The 16,888-nt window shown below is 62.7% G+C and carries 12 protein-coding genes; 4 read left to right on the forward strand and 8 right to left on the reverse strand.

Annotated elements, in window-relative coordinates; translation table 11 throughout:
• Window positions 1-99 precede the first annotated feature (99 nt).
• Window positions 100-516: an SET domain-containing protein gene (locus tag K3725_RS09505; RefSeq protein ID WP_260018517.1), complete on the forward strand. Its 417-nt coding sequence runs from the start codon at window positions 100-102 to the stop codon at window positions 514-516.
• A 172-nt stretch (window positions 517-688) separates the two neighbouring features.
• A complete protein-coding gene (gene serS, locus K3725_RS09510; protein ID WP_260018518.1) occupies window positions 689-1,981 on the forward strand; it encodes a serine--tRNA ligase in 1,293 nt (430 codons plus the stop codon).
• A gap of 71 nt (window positions 1,982-2,052) precedes the next feature.
• Here the strand turns inward: serS and K3725_RS09515 are convergent, their stop codons facing one another.
• The 5 genes from K3725_RS09515 to K3725_RS09535 form a co-directional block, all read right to left on the reverse strand.
• Window positions 2,053-2,520, reverse strand: coding sequence for a helix-hairpin-helix domain-containing protein (locus K3725_RS09515; protein ID WP_260018519.1), 468 nt, complete (start codon window positions 2,518-2,520; stop codon window positions 2,053-2,055).
• Between the two features lie 63 nt (window positions 2,521-2,583).
• Entirely contained in the window at window positions 2,584-3,537 is a 954-nt protein-coding gene (locus K3725_RS09520; RefSeq protein WP_260018520.1) for a fatty acid desaturase, read from the reverse strand.
• A gap of 325 nt (window positions 3,538-3,862) precedes the next feature.
• Window positions 3,863-5,326 carry a ribosome biogenesis GTPase Der gene (gene der / locus K3725_RS09525; protein ID WP_260018521.1) on the reverse strand — a complete coding sequence of 488 codons (1,464 nt, stop codon included), beginning with the start codon at window positions 5,324-5,326 and terminating at the stop codon, window positions 3,863-3,865.
• A gap of 71 nt (window positions 5,327-5,397) precedes the next feature.
• Complete coding sequence (locus K3725_RS09530) at window positions 5,398-6,720, reverse strand: PQQ-like beta-propeller repeat protein (protein ID WP_260018522.1); 1,323 nt, start codon at window positions 6,718-6,720, stop codon at window positions 5,398-5,400.
• Window positions 6,721-6,773: 53 nt separating this feature from the next.
• Window positions 6,774-7,445, reverse strand: a complete 672-nt coding sequence (locus K3725_RS09535) for a hypothetical protein (protein ID WP_260018523.1) — start codon at window positions 7,443-7,445, stop codon at window positions 6,774-6,776.
• A 289-nt stretch (window positions 7,446-7,734) separates the two neighbouring features.
• On the opposite strand from K3725_RS09535, the gene K3725_RS09540 reads away from it, so the two are divergent.
• Both K3725_RS09540 and K3725_RS09545 read left to right on the forward strand, forming a co-directional pair.
• The gene (locus K3725_RS09540; protein ID WP_260018524.1) at window positions 7,735-8,850 is read left to right on the forward strand and encodes an efflux RND transporter periplasmic adaptor subunit; all 1,116 of its coding nucleotides are present in this window, start codon (window positions 7,735-7,737) and stop codon (window positions 8,848-8,850) included.
• Window positions 8,847-12,683 carry an efflux RND transporter permease subunit gene (locus K3725_RS09545; protein WP_260018525.1) on the forward strand — a complete coding sequence of 1,279 codons (3,837 nt, stop codon included), beginning with the start codon at window positions 8,847-8,849 and terminating at the stop codon, window positions 12,681-12,683. Before K3725_RS09540 ends, K3725_RS09545 begins: the two co-directional genes overlap by 4 nt.
• A 75-nt stretch (window positions 12,684-12,758) precedes the next feature.
• Here K3725_RS09545 and K3725_RS09550 read toward each other — a convergent pair whose 3' ends face one another.
• The 3 genes from K3725_RS09550 to K3725_RS09560 form a co-directional block, all read right to left on the reverse strand.
• Window positions 12,759-13,085, reverse strand: a complete 327-nt coding sequence (locus K3725_RS09550) for a hypothetical protein (RefSeq protein WP_260018526.1) — start codon at window positions 13,083-13,085, stop codon at window positions 12,759-12,761.
• Between the two features lie 137 nt (window positions 13,086-13,222).
• Window positions 13,223-15,052 carry an ABC transporter ATP-binding protein/permease gene (locus K3725_RS09555; protein WP_311202227.1) on the reverse strand — a complete coding sequence of 610 codons (1,830 nt, stop codon included), beginning with the start codon at window positions 15,050-15,052 and terminating at the stop codon, window positions 13,223-13,225.
• Between the two features lie 96 nt (window positions 15,053-15,148).
• Window positions 15,149-16,831: a LysM peptidoglycan-binding domain-containing protein gene (locus K3725_RS09560; protein ID WP_260018527.1), complete on the reverse strand. Its 1,683-nt coding sequence runs from the start codon at window positions 16,829-16,831 to the stop codon at window positions 15,149-15,151.
• Between the last annotated feature and the right edge of the window lie 57 nt (window positions 16,832-16,888).

The following is a 16,888-nucleotide window of genomic DNA, read 5'->3' on the forward strand; positions in this document are numbered from 1 at the left end:
GCTTTGCTTTACCTTGCGCAAGCCGCCAGGCGCGGGGCTTTGCCCCCTCTTTCCGGTCCGGATGGCGGCCCGGCCATTCCTGAAAGAAGGAACAGGCGCATGATGATGGTGCGCTGCTATCTCGCCCCCTCCGCCATCGAAGGGCTGGGCGTTTTTTGCCATGACAACATCACCAAGGGCGACATTGTCTGGCGCTATGACAGGATGCTCGACACCACCTTCCCGGAGAGCAAACTGGACAATGTCGAACCCCATATGAAGGAGTTTCTGGAACGCTACTGCTTCCCGGATCCCTGCCGCCCGGGCTACATGATCCTGCAATGCGACGAAGGGCGGTTCCTGAACCACTCCATGTACCCGAACCTCGATTTTTCCGACGGGGTTTGGGGCCGTGCGCTGGCCAGTATTCCGGCCGGCACGGAACTCACCTTCGACTATGCGGACTTCCTGACCGGAGAGATCCGGATGCAGCCGCCCCGGCATCACGTGCACATGCTGCCGATGGCCGCGGAATAAGAAACTTCAGGCCGGGTCCAGCACCCGGCCCTTTCTTTTCCCGCACCCTGCGGGCTGCGCCCGGCAACCCAGCCTGCACATAGACCCTCTGCCCCTCTTCCCCTTTGTTCACCCTTGCGTCATAGGATGGGCCTACTGATTCAAACACCATTCAACGCTAGGAGAGACTCTCATGCATGACATCCGCGCTATCCGCGAAAATCCTGCCGCATTCGACGCCGCTGTGGCGCGGCGCGGGGATGCGGGCGTGTCATCCGAGATCCTGGCGCTGGATGAGGCGCGCCGGGCCAAGATCCTGGCCGCGGAGACCGCGCAGGCCGAGCAGAACAAGGCCTCCAAGGAAGTCGGCGCTGCCAAGGGCCGCGGCGATGAGGCCGAGTTTGAGCGCCTGCGCGCACTGGTGGCCGAAAAGAAGGCCGAAGTGGCTGCGATGAATACCGAGGCCAAGGAACTGGACCAGCAGTTGACCGATATGCTGATGACCATCCCGAACCTGGCATTTGACGATGTGCCGGATGGCGCGGATGAGGACGACAACGTCGAGATCCGCCGCTGGGGCGAGCCGATAGAGTTGAACTTCGAGGCCAAGGAGCATTTCGAGATCGAAGGCGTGAAGCCCGGCATGGATTTCGAGGTTGCGGCCAAACTCTCGGGCAGCCGTTTCGTGGTGCTGTCCGGCGCGGTTGCCCGCATCCACCGTGCCCTGGCCCAGTTCATGATCAACACCCATGTGGATGAGAACGGCCTGACGGAAACCTGGACCCCAGTGCTGGTGCGCGAAGAGATGATGTATGGCACCGGCCAGCTGCCCAAATTCGGCGAGGACAGCTACAAGACCACCAACGGCTGGTGGCTGGTGCCGACGGCGGAAGTGACGCTGACCAACATCGTGAACGGCCTGACGGTCGAGGAAGGCTACCTGCCGCGCCGCTATGTTGCGCACACCCAGTGCTTCCGGTCTGAGGCCGGCAGCGCGGGCAAGGACACGGCAGGCATGCTGCGCCAGCACCAGTTCGAAAAGGTCGAGATGGTCTCTGTCACCCATCCGGACAAGAGCATCGAGGAGCACGAGCGCATGACCCGCTGCGCCGAGGACATTCTGGAGCGTCTGGGCCTGCCCTACCGCACCATCGTGCTCTGCACCGGCGACATGGGGTTCGGCGCCCGCAAGACCCACGACATCGAGGTCTGGGTGCCCGGTCAGAAAACCTACCGCGAGATTTCCTCGGTCTCGGTCTGCGGCGATTTCCAGGCCCGCCGGATGAACGCGCGGTTCAAGCCTGCCGACGGCGGCAAGCCGCAGTTCGTGCACACGCTGAACGGCTCCGGCCTGGCTGTCGGGCGCTGCCTGATCGCGGTGCTGGAGAACGGCCAGCAGGCGGATGGCTCTGTCAAGCTCCCTGAGGTGCTGGCGCCCTATCTGGGCGGCAAGCTGACCCTGACAGCAGAGGGTAAACTGGTCTGATCCAATACCTCACCCCCAAACAGAGACCGGCGCCACTGGCGCCGGTTTTCTTTTTAAGCAATGGGTTGAAGCTATTTCTTCGGCTTCTTCTTTTTCTTCTCGGAGCCGTTGCCTTCCAGAATAGCCTTGGCCTTGGCCTTTTCCTTCTCGATGGCTTTCTTGGCCTTGGCCTTGACTTTCTTGGCCTTCTTCTTGGCCTTCACCTTGGCCTCGGCAAATTCTTCCATTAACTGAGCGGCTTGGCGTTTGGCCTTCTTTGCCTTGGCCTGTGCCTTGGCGGCTGTCTCCTCCGCCGCCTGAAGCGCAGCTTCCGCAGCAGCAAGCCGGGCGCTCAAATCCTCGCTGGCCGCCTCAGCCGAACCATTATGCGCACGTGCGGCATCCAGCAGCAGCCCGGCGCGGCTGGAGCCGATCCCGGGAATGCTGCGCAGCTGCGGTTCTTCCATTCCGGCCAAGGCTTCGACGGATTGCACGCCGTTTTCATTGAGGATGCGGGACAGTGCCGGCCCGACCCCCTTGAGTTCTGATATTTCGGTCATTCTGCGGTGAGCCTCCCCCTTAGCCCTAAAAGCTGTTTGCCCGTCATTCTTTACAAGAAACGCCTAGGCCGGAAAGGGTACCAGGCATTTTTTCTCCTCATCCCATAGCTTTAATGCCAGGGCCCGCACCGCCTCCGGAAATTTGATCCGCCGCAGTCCCAGTTCCGGCGGCAGGGCATAGTGGCACTGACGCAGCCTGTAGGATGGAATGCGGGCGTTGTAATGGTGGATGTCATGCAGGGTGATGTTGGCCACCGCCATGTCGAAAAACCAGCCGAAGTCCAAACAGGACGATCCCTGCAGCGCCGCCACCTGCGGGTTCAGATCAGGGCGGCGGTCCCAGTAGGTGTCTTCGAAATTGTGCTGTAAATAAACCAGGAACACCCCGATCATGCCGCCGAGGAAGGAGAACGCCAGCCAGATCCAGATGCCGGTCATCCCCGCTGCCCAGTACAGCAGGCCCAGCAAGGCAACGATCACCAGATTATGCAGGACAACCCCGGCAACGCCGAACCGCGTCGTGTTCTTGGGCCAGCGGTAGCGGATGAAATAGGTGAAGGCCGAGCCCAGCGGCACCAGCACAAACGGGTTGCGGTAAAGACGGTAGCCCAACCGCTCCCAGAACCCGGCAGCCTTCCATTCCCGCAGCGTCATGGTGTGGATTTCGCCGGTCTCGCGGTGTTCCAGATTGCCGATGTTGGAATGGTGCAGGTTATGGTTCTGCTTCATCACCTCAAATGGCGCAAAGGTGAAGGGCGACAGCACGTGGCCCGCGATCTCGTTCTGCAGGCGGGTCTCGAATAGCGAGTGGTGGCCGGTGTCATGCTGCAGCACGTAAAGGCGCACCGCGGCAAAGGCGAAGACCACGCCAGCGGGCAGCATCACATACCAGCGCTCCGCAAAAGCGATTGCCAGATAGAGTGACAGGAAATAGACCGCAAATGTCCCGAAATAGCTGAGCGATGCCAGCCGGTTGTCCTTTTGCGTGTACTTTCGCGTATGAGCCCTCAGATCCATGAATTCTTCCATAAATGCGCGATGTGACAGGCATGCGAAATGGGCGCAGCCCGCCCAAGATAGTCCTCAGATAATTCTGGCGTGGCCAAAGACAAGGAGTCTGAGGCAAAGCATCTCAACTATAGGGTTATCGCCTCGCCTCATAGGAGTGAACAGCCAGCTTGCGGACGGCGCGATGCTGCGGATGCCCGCCGAAACCAGCCGCCGGAGCCTGCCAAGAGGGGCGCAACATCAAAAACGCCGCCCCTTGGGGCGGCGCCGGGCCCAACGGGCCAAGGTATTCTGTGAATGCCGCGAGCCGGGCGGGAGAACCTGCCGCTGCCGCTCAGCCGCCGCGTTTCTTCAGGTGCTTTTCCAGCGCGCCGGCGTTTTTCGCCCGCTTGCCCTTGTAGGGGTTCTTGTCGCCCTGTCCGCGCATATACAGGCGGATCGGGGTGCCGGGCATGTTGAAGTCCTCTCGCAGCCCGTTGACCAGATAGCGTGTGTAGCTTTCCGGCAGCTTGTCGGGGTGCGAGCACATTACCACGAACCCCGGCGGGCGGCTCTTGGCCTGGGTCATGTAGCGCAGTTTGATCCGTTTGCCCTGCGGCGCGGGCGGCGGGTGCTGCTCCAGCATGCCAACCAGCCAGCGGTTCAGCGCCGCGGTGGGGACCCGGCGGTTCCAGGTGCCATAGGCACGCATGATCGCATCATGCAGCCGGTCCAGGCCCTTGCCGGTCTTGGCGGACACTGTCACCAGCGGCGCCCCGCGCAACTGCGGCAGCAGGCGGCCGAAGGCCTCTTTCAGGTCTTTGAGCTTTTCCTGCTTGTGCTCTTCGGCGTCCCATTTGTTGACCGCCACCACAACCGCGCGCCCCTCGCGCTCGGCCAAGTCGGCAATCCGCAGGTCCTGCTGCTCAAACGGGATGCTGGCGTCCAGCAGCACCACCACAACCTCGGCAAACTTGACCGCACGCAGACCATCGGAGACAGAGAGCTTTTCCAGCTTCTCCTGCACCTTGGCCTTCTTGCGCATGCCGGCGGTGTCAAACACCCGCATCGGCGTGTCTTTCCAGTTGATCCTGAGCGAGATCGCATCGCGGGTAATCCCGGCTTCCGGCCCGGTCAGCAGACGGTCCTCCCCCAGGATCTTGTTGATCAGGGTGGATTTACCGGCATTCGGGCGGCCCACGACGGCCACCTGCAAGGGCTTGGCATCGGTCGGAACAGGGATGATCTCTTCCTCGTCCTCGCCGATCTCTTCATAGACCTCGACATCGGTGACCGGCGCATGCTCTTCGGCTGCGGCTTCGAATTTCTCCGCCAGAGGCTGCAGGATACCATACAGGTCGGGCATCCCCTCGCCATGCTCTCCGGACAGCCGCAGCGGCTCGCCCAAGCCGAGGCCGTAGGCTTCCAGCACGCCGGCTTCGGCGGCATTGCCCTCGGCCTTGTTGGCGGCAAGGATCACATGCGCGGACCTGCGGCGCAGGATGTCGGCAAAGATCTCGTCGGTCGGGGTGACGCCGGTGCGGGCATCGATCATGAACAGGCAGATGTCGGCCATATCCACCGCCCGCTCTGTCAGGCGGCGCATGCGGCCCTCAAGCGAGTTGTCGGTGGCGTCCTCCAGGCCCGCGGTGTCAATCACCGTGAAGCGCAGATCGCCGAGCCGCGCCGCGCCTTCGCGCAGGTCGCGCGTCACGCCCGGCTGGTCGTCGACCAGGGCCAGCTTCTTGCCCACAAGGCGGTTGAACAGGGTGGACTTGCCCACATTGGGACGGCCCACGATGGCGAGGGTAAAGGACATCAGACCAGCTTTCTGCGATTCAGACGCGGCTCATAGCGCATCCGCGCGGCTTGTGCCACCCGGAAACACCGTCACCGGTATGCCAGCAAATCGCCCTTGGTGGAAACCACATAGAGCGTGCGCCCCGCAATAACCGGTGCCGTGGTTGCGCCGCCGGGCACCTCCACCGTGCGGGCCAGGCTGCCGTCGACAGGGTTGAAGAAGCGCAGCAGCCCGTCATTGGACGCGACGACCACCTGACCGCCCGCCACGACGGGACCATGGTGCACATGAATCTGGCCGCGCTTACGGGGCTTGTCCTTCAGGTAGCCCGGCAGGTCCACGGCCCAGATTATCTCACCGTTGCCGGCATCAAGGCGCAGGAGCTGGTTGAGGTCGCTAACCTGAAACAGGCTTCCGCCCGCCGGCCAGGCCGGGCCGGCTGCGCCTTCGCGCGCGGTCCACAGGCGGTCGCCGGTTTCAAGATCGATCGCCACAGTCCTGCCGGAATTGTTGCCGGCATACAGGCGATTGCCCGAGACCACCGGGGCCCCGGTCACATCGCTGATCCGCGACAGGGTCTGGCCGGTACGCTGACCCGCAACAGAGGCGCTCCAGCGCCGCAGGCCGCCGCGGCGGAACGTGGCGATCAAATCGCCGGATCCAAAGGCAAAGACCGCGAGATCGCTTGTCACGACCGGGGCTGGTGCGCCCAGAACATTGGCCGGCGATGGCGTAGCATCAATTTGCCAGGCAATGCGGCCATCCTTGGCGTTCACGGCCCAGCCGGTATCGTCGCCCGCGACCAAGTAAACCAGCCCTCCGCTGACCCGCGGCTGGCCGGAGCCGGTCGCGTCCAGTTCCTGCCGCCAGACCAAACTACCATCCGCCGCGTTCAGCGCCGTCAGCACGCCGAAACCGGAAGATACATAAAGCACGCCATCTGCATAAGCCAATCCGCCGCCAGTGGCCTGGCCTTCGTCATCCTCTGCAGGAACAAGCTCGCTCTGCCACAAGATCTGGCCCTGCGGTGAAACCGCCGAAACCCGTGCGGCGCTGTCCAGCGTGTAGATACGCCCGCCACCCACGACGGGAGTAGCGGTGATCCGCTGGCGGCGGCTGTCGCCGGAGCCGATGGACGCAGACCAGAGGCGCTGGGGCGCAGCAGCCAGCGCCGGATGCGCGGTCCGCCCGGCTTCGGCACCGTGGCCCTGTTCCCAGCTTGCGTTCGCGGATTGCTGCGGCAGGGAAATGGCGCGGGACTGGTTGACGATTTCAACCGCTGCATCAGGCCGGATGTCCTCGCGCTCGCCGCGCAGGATGACCTCCTTCTCTGCGCAGGCTGCCAGAATGGCCGCAGCTGCGGTTGTGCAAAGAAGAACCCGTGCCCGGGAGAAAGTTCTGATTATTGTCATTGCCCTGCCCTGTCTGCCCTACTTGTTCCGCAAGTTCCCATCTGCGGATCGCCTTACCCCTCAGGCGCGGCGTTCCCGTTGACCGAGCCGCCAAGCGCCACAATCACCTGAGACGCGCGGTCTTTCAAGTCTGCAGTGACCGTTGCATCCGCAACGATTTCGCGCAGACGGCTGATGGCAGCCTCTGTATTGCCTTCTTCAACATCCAGCAGCGCCAGTTGTTCCGAGGCAAGCAGCGCCAGAGGCGCGCCTGGCTGGGCCAGCGCCTCATATTGAACACGGCGGTCCGCAGCGCTCAGGCTGCCGGCCTGCAGCGCCAGCGCCTTGAAGCTGGCGACATGGCGGTAGATCAGCGGCAGCCCGCCATCAACGGCAACCGCCTCCAGCTGTGCCACCGCCTCAGCAGTCTTGCCGGCTTCCGCCAGCGCGCCCGCTTCCAGCATGTTCAGAATGGCCGCCCCGCCTGCGCTTTCAGCTGCAACAGAATTCAAAGCTTCGGCCTGCTCCGCGCTGCCGTCTATCTTAAGTGCAGCGGTAATGCCGTCCCCAAGCTTTTCAGCCGCGTCTTGATCCTTGGCTTTATTGTATTCCCGGAATGCGGCGCCGCCAACGATCAGCACGACCGCTGCGCCGCCTATCCAGCCATAGCGTTTCAGCATCAGGAAAAGCCGGTCACGGCGGACCTCTTCGGTCACTTCGTCGATAAAGCTGTCGGTATCGCTCATGAAAAGCCCCTGATATGCGCGTCCCGGGCTCCCGCCCGAACCGGTATTGAATGCGTCGCGCCCCTCTTACCCCGGCTCAAAGGCCAAGCCAAGTGGCCCGTTTGCACCAGAAACTTCGCCATTTGCCCCAGAAAAGCAAGAAATGTGAACTAAACCACTTAGTTTAGAATGGACATCTCCTATATCAGCCCTATCACATACGCGCGACTCCGCTGTGAACAGGCTCGCCCGCCCGACGGACAAGGGCCGTTCGCACGTGGAACAAGACAGAGAACAGGAAAGGCCCGACATGCGCATTGTACCGATACTGACCGCAGTGGCGGTAACAGCCAGCCTTTACATGCTGGTTATCGAGCGTGACGATCTGATGGCCTTTGCCCGTGGAGAGGACGCACCTGCGGCCGCAGAGGACGAAACCGGCTCTGCCGAAGGCCAGCAGCTGGCTGAGGCCGGAGAATCGCGCGTTGGTGTCGTAGCGCTGCAAAGCAAGGCACGCACCATCGGCAACGCTGTAATCCTGCGCGGCCAGACCAGGGCAATCCGGCAGGTGGAGGTGCGGGCAGAAACGACTTCAACCGTGATTTCCGAGCCGCTGCGCAAGGGGGCGCACGTCAAGAAGGGCGACCTGCTGTGCGAGCTGGATCCCGGCACCCGCCAGGCGTCGCTGCTTCAGGCACAGGCGCAGCTGAAGGAAGCCAGGATCAACCTGACCGCTGCGTCCAAACTGTCGGAGGGCGGTTATGCATCGGAAACCCGACTGGCCTCGGCTGAAGCCGCCGAAAGTTCCGCGCAGGCCGCGGTGGCTGCAGCCGAACGGGAAATCGGGCACCTGACCATCACTGCGCCTTTTGACGGCCTCTTGGAAAGCGACACCGCCGAATTGGGCAGCCTGCTGCAACCCGGCAGCCTGTGCAGCACGGTGATTCAGCTCGATACCATCAAGCTGGTCGGCTATGTGCCCGAGGCAGAGGTCAACAAGGTGGAATTGGGCGCCATTGCGGGCGCTGAACTCTCCACCGGACAGCAGGTCCAGGGCGAGGTCACCTTCCTCAGCCGCTCTGCGGATCCCACCACCCGCACTTTCGAAGTGGAAATCACCGTCCCGAACCCGGACCTCAGCATCCGCGACGGCCAGACCGCAGACATCGCGATTTCCTCGGCCGGCTCCCTGGCACACAAACTGCCGCAATCCGCACTGACGCTGAACAACGAGGGCCAGCTGGGCGTGCGCGTTGTCGGATCCGACAGCACCGTGGTATTCTACCCCGTGCAGCTTCTGCGGGATGAGGCGGATGGCGTCTGGCTGGGCGGTCTGCCTGAGAACGCGGATGTGATCGTGGTGGGACAGGATTTTGTAACCGAAGGCGTCGCCGTGGCGGCCACCTACCGGGAGACTGAACAGTGATTGGCATCGTCGATTGGGCCGCCGGCCGCGCCCGGATGGTCCTTGCGTTCATCGCAATCTCGCTGCTTGTCGGCGGCTTCGCCTATTCGATGCTGCCCAAGGAGGGCGAGCCGGACATTGAAATCCCGGCCCTGTTCATCTCGGTCCCGTTCCCCGGCATTTCTGCCGAGGACGCCGAATCCCTGATGGTCAAGGTGATGGAGACCGAGCTTGCCGACCTGGACGGGCTCGACAAGATGACCTCCACCGCCGCCGAGGGCTATGCCGGGGTGGCGCTGGAGTTCGAATTCGGCTGGGATAAGACCGCCATCATGGCCGACGTGCGCGACGCCATGGACAAAGCCGAGGCCGAATTCCCGGAAGGCGCCGAGAAATACTCGATCACCGAGATCAACTTCTCTGAATTCCCGATTGTCATCGTGAACCTGACCGGCGCCGTGCCGGAGCGGACAATGGCACGTATCGCCAAAGACTTGCAGGACGACCTTGAGGCGCTGGATGCGGTGCTTGAGGCCGGTATCGCCGGCAACCGCGACGAGATGGTCGAGGTGCTGATCGACCCCTTGCGGCTGGAAGCCTACAACGTCACGGCGCTGGAGCTGATCAATGTTGTCCAGAACAACAACCAGCTGATTGCCGCCGGTGAGGTGGAAACCAGCCAGGGCGCGTTCTCGGTCAAGATCCCCTCCTCCTTTGACGATGTGAAGGACATCTACCAGCTGCCGGTCAAGACCAATGGCGACCGGGTGGTCAAGCTGGGCGAGCTGGCACAGATCAACTTCACCTTCGAGGACCGAGAGGGCACCGCCCGCTTCAACGGCGAGGACACGGTTGCCCTGCAGGTGGTCAAGCGCAAGGGCTACAACCTGATCGACACCGTGAACCTGGTAAAGGCGACCCTGGAAGAGTCCAAATCCAAATGGCCGCCGGAATTGCAGGCCGCCGTTGAGGTCGGGACCTCCAACGACCAAAGCCGGGTTGTTGGATCGATGGTCAGCCAGCTGGAAGGCTCGGTTCTGACCGCCATCGCGCTGGTGATGATCGTGGTGCTGTCGGCGCTCGGCAGCCGGGCGGCGCTGCTGGTGGGTTTTGCGATCCCGACGTCGTTCCTTCTGTGTTTCGCGCTGCTGGCGCTGATGGGCATCTCGATTTCGAACATCGTGATGTTTGGTCTCATTCTCGCCGTGGGGATGCTGGTCGATGGCGCCATTGTGGTGGTGGAATACGCCGACAAGCGGATCAAGGAAGGCACCGGCCCGATGCACGCCTACGTCGAGGCGGCGCAGCGGATGTTCTGGCCGATCGTGTCGTCAACTGCGACCACCCTTTGCGCCTTTCTGCCGATGCTGTTCTGGCCCGGTGTGCCGGGTGAGTTCATGGGCATGCTGCCCGTGACCCTGATCTTCGTTCTCTCCGCTTCGCTGGTGGTGGCGCTGATCTACCTGCCCGTCATGGGCGGCGTCACCGGCCGCATCAGCCGCACCTTTGAGGGCGCCTCGCGCGCGCTGAGGATGATTGCGCCCTGGTGGCTCCGCGCCGTGCTGGTGCCGGTGGCCATGTGGGGCATGTTCGCGGGCGCCATGCAGATGCTGAACCCCACCTACCTGCTGGGAGAGGGCACCGCCCCGATGGCGGGCGTCCTGTTTGGCGGGCTGGTGTTCACTGTGGCGTCCTTTGCGGCCTCGATCACTCTCAGCTCTGTCAAGGTGGAACGCGAAGAACAGGAGGTTGCCCCCGGCTACCACCACACCCCGTTCGGCCATGTGATCAAGTTCATCGCGGGCAACCCGGTAATGCCGGTGGTGACCATCGCCGCCGTGGGTTTTGCCATCATGACCGTTTTCTCGATGTTCAGCGAAAACAACTATGGCGTTGAATTCTTCGTCGACTCGGAGCCGGAACAGGCCACCGCCTATGTCCGCGCCCGCGGCAACATCTCCCTGCAGGAAAAGGACGAAATGGTGCGCGCGGCTGAGGAGGTCATCCTGCAGCACCACGCGGTGATCAACGTTTTCTCCTTTGCCGGCGACGGCGGCCTCAACACCGACAGCTCCGGCGCGCAGCTGCCGCCGGACACCATCGGCCAGGTCCAGTTCGAAATCATCCCCTGGGAAGAGCGCCCTACCGAGAGCGAGCCGCTGGACGGCTGGTTCGGCGGGCTGCTGAGCAAATACCTGGGCTTCGAGAAAAAGGTGATCGCCGAGGAATATGACGGCAACACTGTGATCGACGAGCTGAACGCGATGCTGGGCAAGCTGCCTGGATTCGAGATCGAGGTCCGCGCCCTGGCGCAAGGCCCCGCCTCCGGCAAGCCGGTGCACCTGCGCCTGCGCGGCGACGGCTGGGAGGACCTGACCGCAGCAACCCTGGCCGCACGGGAGAAGTTCGTAAACACCCCCGGCCTGATCCTGATCGAAGACAGCCTGCCCCTGCCCGGCATCGACTGGCAGATCAACGTGGACGTCGAGAAGGCCGGCCGCTACGGCGCCGATGTGGCGACGGTGGGGGCGATGGTTCAGCTGGTCACCCGCGGCATCCTCCTGGACACCATGCGAGTCGACAGCTCCGACGAGGAGATTGAGATCCGTGTCCGCCTGCCGGAACAGGACCGGGTCCTTTCGACGCTCGACAACCTCAAGGTCCGCACCTCGGACGGGCTGGTGCCGCTGTCAAACTTCGTGACCCGCCAGCCGGTGCCGAAGCTCGCCCAGATCAACCGCATCGGCCAGGAGCGTTTTTATGACGTCAAGGCGGATGTGGAGCCGGGCCTGAATAAGGTTGTGATCGAGGATGCCGAAAGCGGTGAAATGACCCGCCTGGCGGTTTTGAAGGAGGTTCCGGAAGGAACCACCGCTACCGGCCAATCCCTTACCGCGCCAAATGGCAAGACAATGCAGCTGGTGCAACTGACTGGCGCCGGCAGCTTTGACGCCGTGCTGGCGGCGCTGGACGACGGCGCCAAGATTACCCCGATGAACGCAAACGAACGGATTGCTGTCCTCACCGAATGGCTGGAGACCGACCCGCTGCCGCGCAGCATCGGCTGGGAATGGACCGGCGACCAGGAGGAGCAGGAGGAATCCGGTGCCTTCCTGTCCAAGGCCTTCGCCGGCGCGCTGGCACTGATGTTCGTGATCCTGCTGGCGCAGTTCAACAGTTTCTACAACTCGGTGCTGGTTCTGCTGGCGGTGGTGCTGTCCACCACCGGCGTGCTGATCGGCATGATGGTGATGCAGCAGCCGTTCTCGATCATCATGACCGGTACCGGCATCGTGGCGCTGGCGGGCATCGTGGTGAACAACAACATCGTTCTGATCGACACCTATCAGGAGTTCAGCCAGCAGATGCCGCGGATCGAGGCGATCATCCGCACAGCCGAAGCGCGCATCCGTCCGGTGCTCTTGACCACCATCACCACGATGGCTGGCCTTACTCCGATGATGTTCGGCGTCAGCCTGGACTTCATCAATGGCGGCTATTCGATCGACAGCCCCACCGCGCTGTGGTGGAAACAGCTGGCAACCGCCGTGGTCTTCGGCCTGGGCATCGCCACCGTGCTGACCCTGGTGGTTACGCCCTCGCTCCTGTCGATCCGGGTGTGGTTCTCCACCTACATGCGTGCCCTGGGGCGGATGCTGTCGCGGATCACCCGCGGCCGCTCCAGCCGCATCGCGCAGGATTCGAAGCTTTTCAAAAAGGCGCGCCAGCTGCCAACCACTGAAATCCAGTGGGTGGAAGACGCAGCGCCTGAGACAAGCGAAGGGGATTCTGTCTCCGAGGAAGACGAACCGCAACCGCCAGCCCCGAGCGGCCGCTTGCGGGCAGCGGAATAACCAGACAAACAAAAAGCCCCGCTCCGGCGGGGCTTTTCCTTTCTGCACGCCGCCGTTTCCGGCGCACGGCAAAGATCAGTCGGTGAAGGTGTATTCACCCAGATCGCACAGATCGAGACCATAGTCCTCTGCTTCGGAGCCATCAGCGAAACTGCCGCGGATGTCATAGACGCAGGTGGTTGCGCCGTCAGCAATCAGAACATCAATCTCATAACCCGGTGCAAGGTATCCGCCCTCCATCAGGTTGCCTTCCCAATTGTCCGAAGACGCCGGCGAAACGTTAAACTCGACCAGATCTGCGCTGCTGTCATTCACCAGCAGGAATTCAAGATCTTCGGCCTGGGCGGGCGCATGAGAGGCCAGCAGCGCAGCGGCGGAGGCGGCAATCAGTAGGGTCTTCATACACATGTCCTTGTTTTCGGGCCGGCAGTCTGAATTGCCGCCGCAACCCGCAATGCGCGCACACTAAAGCTGAAAGGGGCGCGGTCAATCGGAAAGCAAAAGATGGTTTCGCCACTCAAGCACCCGGGCAAACCCCGTCAGGCTGCGTCCTGGTCCGCTTGCTGGCGCTGCCACAACCGGGCATAGCGGCCGTCGCTGGCCAGCAGCTCCTCATGAGTGCCGGTCTCGGCGATCTCACCCTGCTCCAGCACCACGATCCGGTCGGCCTCAGCTATGGTCGACAGCCGGTGGGCGATGGTGATCACCGTGCGTCCCTGCCCGGCCCGTGCCAGCGCTTCCTTGATCTCCTGCTCGGTATCAGTGTCCAGCGCCGAGGTCGCTTCGTCCAGCAGCAGCACCGGCGGGTTCTTCAAAAGCGTCCGGGCAATCCCCACCCGCTGCTTCTCTCCGCCCGACAGTTTCAGCCCGCGTTCGCCGACCTGGGTGTCATAGCCTTCTGGCAGCGCCATGATGAAATCGTGGATCTGCGCGTCCCGCGCCGCCTGCTCCACATCCTCCTGGGAGGCCCCGTCGCGGCCATAGGCAATGTTGTAACGGATGGTGTCGTTGAACAGCACGGTATCCTGCGGTACCACGCCTATGGCGTGATGCAGGCTTTGCTGGGTGACGTCGCGCACGTCCTGGCCGTCGATCCTGAGCGCTCCGCCTGTTACGTCATAAAAGCGGAACAGCAGCCGCCCGATGGTCGACTTGCCGGACCCGGTGGAGCCAACAATAGCCACCGTCTGGCCCGGCTCCGCCTCCAGCGAGATGCCCTTCAGAATCTCACGGCCCGCATCGTATGAAAACCGCACATTCTCCAGCGTGATCCGCCCCCCGTTTACCTGCAGCTTTCCTGCACCGGGCTGGTCGCTCACATCGGCGGGCTGTTCCAGCAGGTCGAACATCTCGCCCATATCCACCAGGCTCTGACGGATTTCGCGGTAGACGGTCCCAAGAAAGTTCAGCGGCACGGTGATCTGGATCATGTAGGCGTTGACCATGACAAAGTCGCCGACGGTCAGGTTGCCCTGCTCCACCCCGATGGCGGCCATCACCATCACCCCGACCAGACCCGCGGTGATGATCACGCTCTGGCCGAAGTTGAGCGCAGCCAATGAATATGCTGTCTTGAGCGCGGCCTGCGCATAGCCCCGCATGGCACCATCGTAACGTTCCGCCTCGCGCTCTTCGGCAACGAAATATTTCACGGTTTCAAAGTTCAGCAGGCTGTCGATGGCCTTCTGGTTGGCATCGGTATCCTGCTTGTTCATCTCTCGGCGCAGCTTCACCCGCCATTCAGTGACGGCAAAGGTGAACCAGACATACAACCCGATGGTGACCCCCACGACAACCAGGTACCAGGCGTCGAACAGCGCCGTCAGGATCACTGCGACCAGCGTCAGCTCCAGGATCAGCGGCCCGATAGAGAACAGCATGAAGCGCAAGAGGAACTCGACGCCCTTCACCCCGCGCTCGATGATCCGGCTGAGGCCGCCTGTCTTGCGGGTGATGTGATAGCGCATCGACAGGCGATGGATATGGGTAAAGGTCTCCAGCGCCAACCGCCGCAGCGCCCGCTGCCCGACAGGGGCAAAGACCGCATCGCGCAGCTGCTGGAACCCCGAGGTCAGGATCCTCGCCATGCCGTAGGCCACCGTCAGGCCAACAGCGCCAAGCGCCAGGGCGGGCACGCCTTCGTCCGCCAGACTGTCGACCGCGCCTTTGTAAAGCATCGGCGTATAGACGGCGATCAGCTTGGCCAGCACCAGCACCGCCAGCGCAAGCACCACGCGGACCTTTACGGCCCGGTTGCCGTCCGGCCACAAATACGGCCCCACCTTGCGCAGGGTGCGCTGGCCGGAGCGGCGTTCGTCCATGGCAATGTCTGCTTGGTTCGGCTCGGCGGCCTGATCTGTCTGGGTCATGGCTGTTCCTGGCTAGACACTTCCAGATATTCACCTGTTCACGGTTTTGCGAGGGGCAGACAGAAAAAACGCGCCGCAAGGGCGCGTTTTCCTGGGTCATTCGGGGATGGTGAAGACCTGTCCCGGATAGATCAGATCCGGATTGCGGATTGCCCCCTTGTTGGCCTCGAACAGCCGCACATACAAAAAGCCGCTGCCGTATTTCTCTTGTGAGATGGCCCAAAGCGTATCGCCCTTCTGAACTGTCACCGCCCTGACAAGCGGCACCGGTTGCTCTGGATCTGTCTCGCGTTCAGGCTGCGGCAGCGCCTCTGGCGCTTCCCGCTTAAACGGCGTTTCCAGTCGGCTCACGACCTTGCCAGTTGCAGCTTCGATCTCATCCAGGCGCAGGGTGTAGACGCCAGGTGCCACATCCTCCAGCCGCCCATTCCACTGACCGTTATCAGCAGCATCCAATTCCGCGACCGCCTGATTGTCCACATAGACACGCACGCGGGACTTGGGACGCGCCCTGCCCGTCAGCTCTACCCCGCCAGTGCCATTGTAGCTGATTGCGTCAAGCGCGATTTCCTTCCTGAGCTCCGGATCGGCGGGGACAGCAGGCTGTACCACTTCAACCCCGTCCTGATCCGCGCGCAGGATTGCAACGGCCTGGCCCTGGGGCTGAGCTGCATCAGGCTCCTCCACCACCTCCTGGCGGTCCTGCGCTGCTTCGGCAGTTTCGGACTCAGCGGTATCCTGCTCGTTGCCTGCGACCGCTGCAGCCTCCTCAGTGGCTTGTGCCTGAGCGGCGGCTTCGGTTGTGCTCCCCTCTTGACCCTCAGCGTCAGTCTCCTCCGCCAAGCCTGCCGCACTTGTCTGCTCAGTGTCTCCCCCTGCGGCCCCAGGCTCCTCAACCTGCGCATTCTGCTCCAAGGCAGCAACTTGCGCCGCCCCCTGTTCGTCCGTCTCCTCTGACGCAACAGCGTCAACCGGGCTGACAGGCGCCAGGATGAAGCTCGCACCCGAAACCGCTTGCTCCCCCTCATGCTCGGCGCGCAGAGACACCACCCGCGCAGCGCCGCTGGGTGCAATGGCGGCAAGCGAAACGAACTCGCCTCCGGCGGGCACCTCCAGCTGATCCAGTACTTCACCGTCCAGCAGCACCGAGACCTGCACGCCTTCTTGCGCCCGTCCGGCAATCACCGCGGCGCCGTCACTGTCCACCCGCACCAGATCCAATTCCGGAGCCTGCAGAACGAACACACCGTCGTTGCTGGGACCGGCGTCCGGTTCCTGCTGGCTTCCCGCACTTGCATCCGCAGGCTCTGCCAAGGCTGCAATTTCGGTCCCCTGATCTGACACGTCCACTTCGGCGCCGGCTGCGCCTGGCTCTTCCGGCACACTTCCTTCATCGGAGATTTCTGTTTCCGTCAGGCTAGTTAAAGTTCCAGGCTGATCCTGAACCTGCGGCTGCTGACTTGCGTTTTCCTCAGAAGCCGTATCCTGCGGCAACTGGCTGACGTCTGTTTCTTCAATCGCTTCAACCTGATTGCCCGCAGCTTCCTGCACAGCCCGGTTCTGCAGCGGCTGGCCGGATTGCCCGCCTTCGCCGGAAAACTCCTCATTGCTGTTCGCGGCCTGGCTTGTTTCCGGCGTGCGCGCCGCCTCGCCATCAGGCGCAACGGTGCCAAACATGCCCAGCTGATACAGCACGACGCCGCCCACAACCACGACCGCCCCGGCAATACCGCCAAGTGTGAGGGCCCCAAGACCCCCGCTTCCAGATGCATCCGCCATGTCTTTCCCTTCGGCAATTGCGGAATGTGACCTTCCGCTTAGTTGAGGGAATCTAAC

The sequence above is a fragment of the Leisingera sp. S132 genome (assembly GCF_025144465.1).
In the GTDB taxonomy this organism is placed as follows: domain Bacteria; phylum Pseudomonadota; class Alphaproteobacteria; order Rhodobacterales; family Rhodobacteraceae; genus Leisingera.